Source organism: Methylobacterium sp. A49B (genome assembly GCF_053346215.1).
This window is the reverse complement of record NZ_JBKFBO010000112.1, coordinates 216,330-225,137: the sequence shown is the minus strand read 5'-3', so window position 1 is coordinate 225,137 and position 8,808 is coordinate 216,330. Positions and strand designations below refer to the sequence as shown.

The 8,808-nt window shown below is 71.8% G+C and carries 9 protein-coding genes; 6 read left to right on the top strand and 3 right to left on the bottom strand.

What is annotated here, in order from left to right:
• The 3 genes from ACLBX9_RS20065 to ACLBX9_RS20055 all read left to right on the top strand — a co-directional run.
• Window positions 1-261, top strand: a 261-nt coding sequence (locus tag ACLBX9_RS20065) for a PAS domain-containing protein (RefSeq protein ID WP_447718275.1), incomplete at its 5' end; no start/stop codon positions are given.
• Window positions 262-279: 18 nt separating this feature from the next.
• A complete protein-coding gene (locus tag ACLBX9_RS20060) occupies window positions 280-1,689 on the top strand; it encodes a sensor histidine kinase (protein WP_447718274.1) in 1,410 nt (469 codons plus the stop codon).
• Window positions 1,690-1,710: 21 nt separating this feature from the next.
• On the top strand, window positions 1,711-2,076 hold the full coding sequence (locus ACLBX9_RS20055; protein WP_447718273.1) for a response regulator: 366 nt from the start codon (window positions 1,711-1,713) through the stop codon (window positions 2,074-2,076).
• 493 nt (window positions 2,077-2,569) lie between these two features.
• On the opposite strand, the gene ACLBX9_RS20050 is transcribed toward ACLBX9_RS20055, so the two are convergent.
• Genes ACLBX9_RS20050 through ACLBX9_RS20040 form a run of 3 tightly spaced genes read right to left on the bottom strand, consistent with a single transcriptional unit; the run spans window position 2,570 to window position 4,790 of the window.
• A complete protein-coding gene (locus tag ACLBX9_RS20050) occupies window positions 2,570-3,415 on the bottom strand; it encodes a substrate-binding domain-containing protein (protein WP_447720178.1) in 846 nt (281 codons plus the stop codon).
• Complete coding sequence (locus ACLBX9_RS20045; RefSeq protein WP_447720177.1) at window positions 3,388-4,098, bottom strand: ATP-binding cassette domain-containing protein; 711 nt, start codon at window positions 4,096-4,098, stop codon at window positions 3,388-3,390. Before ACLBX9_RS20045 ends, ACLBX9_RS20050 begins: the two co-directional genes overlap by 28 nt.
• Window positions 4,095-4,790, bottom strand: a complete 696-nt coding sequence (locus ACLBX9_RS20040; protein WP_447720176.1) for an ABC transporter permease — start codon at window positions 4,788-4,790, stop codon at window positions 4,095-4,097. The genes ACLBX9_RS20045 and ACLBX9_RS20040 overlap by 4 nt, the downstream gene beginning before the upstream one ends.
• Window positions 4,791-5,177: 387 nt before the next feature.
• Between ACLBX9_RS20040 and ACLBX9_RS20035 the strand changes: the two genes are divergently transcribed.
• The 3 genes from ACLBX9_RS20035 to ACLBX9_RS20025 all read left to right on the top strand — a co-directional run bounded on the left by ACLBX9_RS20035 (window position 5,178) and on the right by ACLBX9_RS20025 (window position 8,783).
• Window positions 5,178-6,269 (top strand): molybdopterin-binding protein, encoded by a 1,092-nt coding sequence (locus ACLBX9_RS20035; RefSeq protein WP_447720188.1) that lies wholly within the window; start codon window positions 5,178-5,180, stop codon window positions 6,267-6,269.
• The gene (locus tag ACLBX9_RS20030) at window positions 6,266-8,254 is read left to right on the top strand and encodes a molybdopterin biosynthesis protein (RefSeq protein ID WP_447720175.1); all 1,989 of its coding nucleotides are present in this window, start codon (window positions 6,266-6,268) and stop codon (window positions 8,252-8,254) included. The genes ACLBX9_RS20035 and ACLBX9_RS20030 overlap by 4 nt, the downstream gene beginning before the upstream one ends.
• Before the next feature lie 199 nt (window positions 8,255-8,453).
• Complete coding sequence (locus tag ACLBX9_RS20025; RefSeq protein ID WP_010684465.1) at window positions 8,454-8,783, top strand: winged helix-turn-helix domain-containing protein; 330 nt, start codon at window positions 8,454-8,456, stop codon at window positions 8,781-8,783.
• Window positions 8,784-8,808: the final 25 nt, after the last annotated feature.

The window sequence follows — 8,808 nt, the reverse complement described above, 5'->3', positions numbered from 1 at the left end:
CGCGGCTGCCCCTGGCCGGACTTCTGGCAGGGCCAGGGCAACGCAGACGCCAAGGCTGCCGTCGTGGCGGCCAAGGCGGGCGGCATCGGCCGCTTCCAGGGCGGAGCCAGCACCATGGCTGGCAGCCCGCGCTGGTGGGACGTCCAGGTCACGCCGATCCTCGACGCGGAAGGTGTTCCCGAGAAGCTGCTCTCGGTCTCCCGGGATGTCACGGTCCAGAAGGATACTGAGCGCGCCGCCGCGGCGAGCGAGGACCGCTAGCGCGGCCTGTTCACCAGCATGCATGAGGGGTTCTTCTCCGGCGAGATCCTGCGGGACGACGCGGGCCGCGCGGTCGACCTGCGTTTCCTGGAGGTCAATCCCGCCTTCGAGACCCAGTCGAGCCTGCCCGCGAACCAAACCGTGGGCAGAACCATCCGCGAGGTGATCCCAACCATCCCGCAATGGCTGATCGACATCTATGCGGGCGTGGTCGACACCGGCGAGCCCGCGACGTTCGAGGTCGCCGTGCCCGCCCTCAACCGCACCTTCGAGGCGCACGGCCACAAAGAGGCGGATCAGCGTATCGCCGTCATGTTCATCGACATTACCGAGCGCAAGCAGGCCGAAGAACGCCGCAACGCCCTGATCGAACTCGGTGACCGGCTGCGCCACGTCACCGCTAAGGCGGAGGTCGCCCCGGTCGCCGCCGAGATCCTGACGCGCACGCTAGGGCTCAGCCACGTGGGGTACGGCGATGTCGACCACGTGCGCGAGACCGTCACCATCGCTCACGATCACGTCGCGGAGGGGGTCGAGAGCCTGAACGGCGTGTACTCGTTCCGGAGCTACGGGTCTTACGTCGACGACCTCAAGGCGGGCCGGGCCGTGTTCATCGCCGACGCGACGGTCGACCCGCGCACGGCTGACGGCAGCGACGCCCTGGCTACCCTGGGTGTCCGGTCCATCGCCAATATCCCGCTGATGGAGCATGGCCAGTTCGTCACCCTGTTCTTTGCCCTCAAGGCCGACCCGCACGCGTGGACGGCTGAGGAGCAGGCTTTCCTGCGCAACGTCGCCGACCGTACCCGGGCCGCCATCGGTCGCCTGGAGGCGGAGGAGCAGCAGAGAGTGCTCAACCAGGAACTGAGCCACCGCATGAAGAACATGCTGGCCATGGTCCTCTCCATCGCGACCCAGACCCTGAAGACGGTCCCTGACCGGGAACCAGTCGAGGCGTTCGAGAAGCGCATCCACGCGCTCTCGGCGGCGCACGACGTCCTTCTGCAGCAGGAATGGACGGCGGCGCCCCTGGACGCGGTCGCCAGCGCGGTGCTGCGCACCTTCGCCCAGACCACACGGCTCAAGGTTTCTGGGCCGCAGGTCTCGCTTGGGCCGCGCGCGACCCTATCTGTCTCTCTTCTGCTGCACGAACTCGCGACCAACGCGACGAAGTACGGGGCCCTCTCCAACGATGAGGGCCACGTCGGGGTCAGTTGGCGCGTCGACGGCGATGGCGACGAAGGTGACCTGGTGCTCGACTGGGAGGAGAGCGGTGGGCCGCCCGTGAAGGAACCCGCCAGACGCGGCTTCGGCTCGCGACTGATCCGCCTCGGATTGGTCGGAACGGGCGACGTCGACCTGCGCTACGCGCCCACCGGTTTCCGGGCCGAGATGCGCGCGCCGCTCGCGCAGATCCATCAGTCCTAGGAAGCCATCATGGGACAAGCCATGCCAACGGCCTCCGCCGTGATCCTCGTGGTCGAGGACGAGCCCCTTCAGCGCATGATGGCGGTCGACCTCGTCGAGACGGCGGGGTTCGACGTGGTCGAGGCTCGCAGCGCCGACGAGGCGGTCCGCATCTTGGAGAACCGCCTCGACATCCGGGTGGTGTTCACGGACATCGACATGCCCGGCGGCGTCGACGGGATGAAGCTCGCGGCCATGATCCGTGACCGCTGGCCGCCCATCGAACTGATCATCATCTCGGGTAAGCACCGCCCCACGCCCGAGGATCTCCCGGTGCGCGGTGTGTTCTTCTCCAAGCCGTACAAGCGGGACGAGGTGACCCGAGCGCTGCGGCAGTTCGCGGCCTGATTGATCCGAACGGCAGACCTTCCAGTTCGCAGGGCGAGGACGGCCAAGTAAGCGCGGGTGATGGCCCCTTCTCTGTTCTGATCCTCCGGAACCAGACTGGCCGCTTTCCACCCGACCCGGCCGTTCAGAACCGATGGTTGCGCTTCTCGGAATGGCCGCAAGCCGCTGATCCGCTTCGGAGCGAGCGCGCAGGGAAAGCGGACGGCCTCCTAAATATCCGGGATTGCCCGCGATACCCACAAGGGAGCGCCGCGAAGGCGGCCGTTCATGCGATGGCTTCGTCGGGGTCGGTCCGTACCCGCGCTCCGTATCCTGGCATAATCAGGCTCGCCGACGCGACACTCGAACATCAGCGCAGCCGACCGGAGTTTGGTGAGGCGGGCGGTGCACGGCCGAGGTCTTCCGCAAAGGCGCCACGATGAGCTTCGTCCGATGTCGCACGCGGCCTCAGCGCGTCGACGCCAGTCCGGCCCCCCGGCTCGCGGATGCCGGGTCAGCGCGTCACGCGCGCGCCGGCGCTCGGGAAGAACAGCTGTTCGCCGCCGACCTTGTAGCCCGCAATCGCCTGCTGCCCCTCCGGTGAGACGAGCCAGTCGATGAAGGCCTGTCCCTCCTTCGCCTTCACGCCAGGATGCCGATCGGGGTTCACCAGCATCACGCCGTAGGGATTGAAGAGCTTCGGGTCCCCCTGAACCAGGATGACCAGATCGGCGCGGTTCTTGAACGCGAGCCATGTCCCCCGGTCGGCGAGGATGTAGGCGCCGAGGGCCGAGGCCGTGTTGAGCGCGGGACCCATGCCCTGGCCGACATCCCGGTACCAGGGGCCGCGCACGGACGCGAGATCGACGCCCGCCTCCTTCCAGCTGCGCAATTCGGCGCTGTGGGTGCCCGAGCGGTCGCCGCGCGAGACGAACGCCGCCTGGCTGGCCGCGAGCTTGGCGAAGGCCGCATTCACGCTCAGGCCGCGCACGCCGGCCGGATCGGAGGCCGGGCCGATCAGCACGAAATCGTTGTACATCACGTCGTACCGCCGCTTCGCGAAGCCCTCGGCGAGGAACTTGTCCTCGGCCGGACGGTCGTGGACCAGGACCACGTCGGCATCGCCGCGGCGCGCGGCGTCGAGCGCCTGGCCCGTGCCCAGGGCGACCACCTTCACGTCGATCCCTGACGTCTCCCGGAAGAGCGGGAGGATGTGCTTGAACAGGCCGGACTGTTCGGTCGAGGTCGTCGAGGCGACGACGATCGAGGTCGGTTCGGCGTCGGCCGACGGCAGCAGGCCGGCCGCGCTCAGGAGCGCGGCCAACGCGAAGGTCAGGAGGCGACGACGGAAGGGGTCCACGGCAATTCCCCGGCGAGGTAGGCCCGCGCCTCGGACGTGCGGGGCGAGAACAGGATCTGGCGGGCCGGACCATGCTCGATGGCGCGGCCGGAGGCCAGCACGATCGCCGTGTCGGCGAGGCGCGCCACCTGCCCGAGATTGTGCGAGACGAGCACCACCGTGGTGCCCGCACGCGCCATCGCGGACACCAGGTCCTCGACGATCTCGGTCGAGGCGGGGTCGAGGTTTGCGGTCGGCTCGTCGAGGAGCAGCAGGTCCGGTCCGACCGCCCAGGCGCGGGCCAGCGCCAGCCGCTGCTGCTCGCCGCCGGAGAACCGCGTCGCGGCATCGCGGGCGCGCTCCGAGAGGCGGACGCGGGCGAGCGCTTCCTCCACCCGCGCGGCGCGCGCAGGACGGGGCAGGCCTCCGAGAGCCAGCGCGACGTTCGCGGCCGCGGTCGCGCGGATCAGCCCCGGCCGCTGGAACACGAAGGCCCGGCGCTGCGGGCCGACCCGTACCGTTCCGCCGTCGGGTCGCAGGAGCCCGTCGACGACCCTGAGGGTGACGCTCTTGCCCGCGCCATTCGGGCCGATGACGGCCGTGACGCTGCCCCGCGCGACCTCCAGGCAGAGGCGGTCGAGCACCGTTCGCCCGTCGAGGGACAGAGTGACGTCTTCGAGGCGGACGGCCGGCGTCGCGCTCATCCATACACCTGCGCGGCATGCCGGCGGAGCAGGGCCACGGCGAGATTGACCACCAGGACGAGGCCGATCAACACGAGGCCGAGCGCCAGGGCGAGGCTGAGATCGCCCTTCTGGGTCTCCAGCGAGATCGCCGTCGTCATCGTGCGGGTATACCCGTCGATGTTCCCGCCGACGACGAGGACCGCTCCGATCTCCGAGATCGCCCGGCCGAACGCGGCGAGCGCCGCGGTCACGAGGGAGAAGCGCACGTCGTAGATCATCGCCCCGGCCTGACGCGGCGCCGAGAGCCCGAGGGAGCGCAGCTGCTCCCCGAGATGCACCCGGGCGTCGGCGACGACCTGCTGCGTCAGGGCGGCGACGAGCGGGGTCGCGAGCGTCGCCTGCGCGGCGATCATCGCGCCGGGGGTGAACAGCAGGCCGAGCGGTCCGAGCGGTCCGGAGCGGGAGAGGACGAGGTAGAGCGTGAGGCCGACGAGCACCGGCGGCAGCCCCATGAAGGCGTTCAGCAGGCCGACCGCGGCGCCGCGTCCGGGGAAGCGGGCGACAGCCAGGAACGCGCCCAGCGGTATGCCGAGCACGAGACCGATACCGACGGCGGTGAGGCTGACACGCAGCGACAGCCACGCGATCGCCAGCACGTCGCGATCCAGGCTGAACAGGCGGGACAGGACGTCCTGGAGCGTCTGCATCATGCGCCCGGGGCAGTCCTCGGGACTGGGACGAGGCGGGTGACGAGACCGGCCGATGAGGCCGACCTCAGGATGCGGGTTCGGCGGAAGGGACCTGTCATGGCGACCAGAAAAGCGCGCGCGGATCGTCGGCGAGCATACCGCCCGGGGCGACCGTTGTCGTGTCGTCGGGACGCCCGATGCGGCCGTCGCCCCCGCCGGGGATGTGCGCACGGCCCCGTTCGCGGATGACCTTGCTCGCCGCGGGGGCCTCGTCGGCGGCGCAGTCCAGGCAGGGCCGCCCGTGGACACGCCGACGCGGCGTCCGTCGGGACGTGAGCGCGGTGCACGCCGGGTCGACCGCCACGCCGGCCCTTGAACATCGGTCCCGGATGGCGCATCGCCGCCACGATGATCCGGAATGCGTCCTCGGCGCTGATCCCGCTTCGGGAGGCGGCGAACCTGCTCGGCGGCGCGGCTGCTCCCGTCACCCCCGCAACGGTCCCGCTCGCAGAGGCGCTCGGACGCGTCGCCGCGGCGGCGGTCGTCGCGCACGCCGCCGTGCCCGCGGGCCTGACGGCGATGCACGACGGCTTCGCGGTCGAGGCCGCTGCGGTGGGCGGCGCGTCGGCCTACGCGCCGATCTTCCTGGCGCGGCCACCGCCCTGGGTCGAGGCGGGACAGCCGCTGCCCTCCGGCACCGATGCCGTCCTGCCCCCGGAGGGATTCGCGGACGGCATGGTCGTCGCGGACATCGCCCCGCGGGAGGGCGTGCGCGGGGTGGGCGACGACGTTGCCGGCAACGCGGGGCTGATCGAGGCGGGCACCCGGATCGAGCCGCTTCACCTGCTCGTCCTGGAGGCGGTCGGCCTGACGGCGGTGGAGGTCCGTCAGCCGCTCCTGCGCGTCGTCGCCGCGGGGACGTCCAGCCTCGATACCGTGTCGCCCCTGCTCCGGCGTCTGATCGCGCGGGCGGGCGGGGCGACCGAGGCGGTTCGCGCCCGGGGAGTCGAGGAGATCGCCGAGGCCCTCCGCGGCGGTACGGCGGACGCGGTGCTGGTGGTCGGGGGCAGCGGTTTCGGCCGCTCGGACCACAGCGCGGCGGCCCTCGCCCTCGCCGGGGAAATCCGCGCGCACGGCATCGCGATGCGGCCCGGGGAAACCACCGCGGTCGGCTCCGCGGCCGGCAGGCCGGTTCTTGTGGTGCCCGGGCGTCCCGAGGCGGCGCTCGCCGCGTTCCTGGCCCTCGGCCGTCCCCTCATCGCGCGGCTCGCCGGCGCGCGGGAAAGCTCGCCTCGGCGGCACGTCCTCCTCCGGAAGATCGTCTCGTCGATCGGTCTGTCCGAGGTCGTCTTCGTCCGAAGCGGGCCGGATGGCGTCGAGCCGCTCGGCGGAGCCGGCCTTCCGCTCAGTCGGTTGGTGCAGGCGGACGGCATCGTCGTGGTCGAGCCGGAGAGCGAAGGCTTCCAGGCGGGCGAGGAGGCAGAGGTTTGGGCCCTGTGAGCGCCGACGCGGATCGTGACGAGGCGGCGGATTTCGCCGCGCGCCTCGCCGCGGCCTCGAGCCAGGAGCAGTTTCTCAAGGTGATGAGCCGGGACGAGGCGCTCGCGCGTTTCCGGGCGGCGGTCCCGCACGCGCGCCTGCCGTCCGAGACGGTGTCCTTGGACGACGCGCTCGGGCGCGTGCTCGCCCGCGACGTCGCCTCGCCGATGGACGTCCCGCCCTTCGACCGATCCCTGGTCGACGGTTTCGCCCTGCGCGCGACCGACACGGAAGGAGCCGGGCCGGCGAGCCCGCGGCGTCTCACCCTGAACCGCGAGATCCTCGCCTGCGGCGTCGCGCCGACCGTCGTCGTCCAGCCGGGAACGGCGACACCGATCGCCACTGGCGGCGTGATCCCCCGCGGCGCCGACGCGGTGGTGATGGTCGAGCACACGGAGTTCGACGCCCGGAGCCTCGCCGTCGATGTCCTGACCGCGGTGCGGCCGGCGCAGTTCGTGGGCTATGCCGGGGCCGACATGGCCCGCGGCGAGACGGTGCTGCGCGCGGGAACGCGGATCACCGCCCGCGAGATCGGCATGCTGGCGGCGTGCGGCCTGGCGGCCGTCGACGTCACCAGACGCCCGCGGGTCGCAATCCTGTCCACGGGGGACGAGCTGGTCGCACCGGGCGAGCCCCTGCCCGAGGGCGCGATCTACGACTCCAACGGCGCGATCATCGCGGCCGCGGTGAGCGAGAACGGCGGGGAGCCGGTCCAGCTCGGGATCGTGCGCGACGAGGCTTCCGTCCTCGAGGCCGCCCTCCGGTCCGCCCTCCGGGACAGCGACCTCGTCGTGCTCTCGGGCGGCACGTCCAAAGGCGCCGGCGACGTGTCGCACCGGGTGCTGTCCCGCCTCGGCGAGCCGGGAATCCTGTTCCACGGCGTGGCGCTGAAGCCCGGGAAGCCGCTCTGCGTGGCGGTGGCGCAGGGAAAGCCGGTCATCGTCCTGCCGGGGTTCCCCACCTCCGCGATGTTCACCTTCCACGACTTCGTCGTTCCCCTCGTGCGGGCGCTTGCCGGGCTGCCGCCGCGGGAGGACGAGACGATCGCGGCGCGCGTGTCGCAACGGGTGCCCTCCGAGCTCGGCCGCACCGAGTTCGTGATGACTTCCCTCGCCCACGGTCCCGAGGGGACGATCGCCCTGCCGCTGCCGAAGGGCTCGGGTTCGGTCACCGCCTTCTCGCAGGCGGACGGGTTCTTCGCGGTTCCGGCCGCGCGCGCGGGCGTCGAGGCCGGAGAGGGCGTCGCCGTGGTCCGCCTGGGCGCCGGCGTCCGGGCGCCCGACCTGACGATCGTCGGCAGCCATTGCATCGGCCTGGACCGGGTGGTCGGCCTGTTCGCCAAGCGCGGCTACCGGGCCCGCACCATCTGGGTCGGGTCGGCGGGCGGCCTCGCCGCCCTGCAACGCGGCGAATGCGATGTCGCCGCCATGCACCTCTTCGATCCCGAGACGGGCCGGTACAACATCCCGCTCCTCGCCGAAGGGATGTCCCTCGCCCCCGGTTGGCGCCGCCTCCAGGGCTTCGTGTTCCGCCGCGGCGACGCCCGGTTCGAAGGTCGCGACGCCGCGGACGCGGTCGCCGCCGCGCTCGCCGACTCCGACGCCGTGATGGTCAACCGCAATGCCGGATCGGGCACGCGGCTGCTCGTGGACGGGCTGCTGAACGGTGCCCGGCCGGCGGGGTTCTGGAACCAGCCGCGCTCGCACAACGCCGTCGCCGCGGCGGTGTCCCAGGGCAGGGCGGACTGGGGCGTGGCCATTGCGAGCGTCGCGGATGCCTACGGGCTGGGCTTCCGTCCGCTGACGGAGGAGGCTTACGACCTCGCGTATTGCGAGCAGGCCAAGGGGATGCCCGCGCTCGCAGCCTTCCTGGGACTGCTGGGCGAGCCCGAGACGGCCGCGGCACTGCGCGCTCTGGGCTTCTCGCCGGCTGCAGAATCCGCGTGACGCGCGCGGTTGGCCGGCCTCGTCGCGGGCGGCGTGCCCCGGAGCCGCGATGCGGTGGACCCGCAACGACGGAACGGGACGGACGATCCTGTCGCCCGCCGGGATGATCGGCGCGGCCGTTTCGCGTAGGGACGCCTGCGAGGCGCTGGGGCCTTCATCGAAGCGGCGGTGTGCGTTGGGCGAGGACACGAGCATCAGTTTGCGGATCGAGCTCGGCTCGGACACCCTGCTGGGACCGGGCAAGGCCGCCCTCCTGAGCGGCATCCGCGACACCGGCTCCATCGCCGCCGCGGGGCGCCGGATGGGCATGAGCTACAAGCGAGCCTGGTACCTCATCGATACGTTGAACAAGGCGTTCCAGGAGCCGCTCGTCTCCGCCAGCAAGGGCGGACGCCGGGGCGGCGGGGCGGTTCTGACCAGCACGGGCGACGCCATCCTCGACAGTTACCTGCGCATGGAGCGGCTCGCCTCGGAGGCCGTGGCGGGCGAGCTCGACCTCCTCGCCTCCCTGATGAAGCCCGATTCCTAAGGATCGCCGCGCGGAGGCGCGCATC

Bases quoted from the DNA above. Each gene is read 5' to 3' on its own strand.
- ACLBX9_RS20060 (WP_447718274.1), top strand. From the start codon at position 280: ATGCATGAGGGGTTCTTCTCCGGCGAGATCCTGCGGGACGACGCGGGC.
- ACLBX9_RS20055 (WP_447718273.1), top strand. From the start codon at position 1,711: ATGCCAACGGCCTCCGCCGTGATCCTCGTGGTCGAGGACGAGCCCCTT.
- ACLBX9_RS20045 (WP_447720177.1), bottom strand. From the start codon at position 4,098: ATGAGCGCGACGCCGGCCGTCCGCCTCGAAGACGTCACTCTGTCCCTC.
- ACLBX9_RS20040 (WP_447720176.1), bottom strand. From the start codon at position 4,790: ATGATGCAGACGCTCCAGGACGTCCTGTCCCGCCTGTTCAGCCTGGAT.
- ACLBX9_RS20035 (WP_447720188.1), top strand. From the start codon at position 5,178: ATGATCCGGAATGCGTCCTCGGCGCTGATCCCGCTTCGGGAGGCGGCG.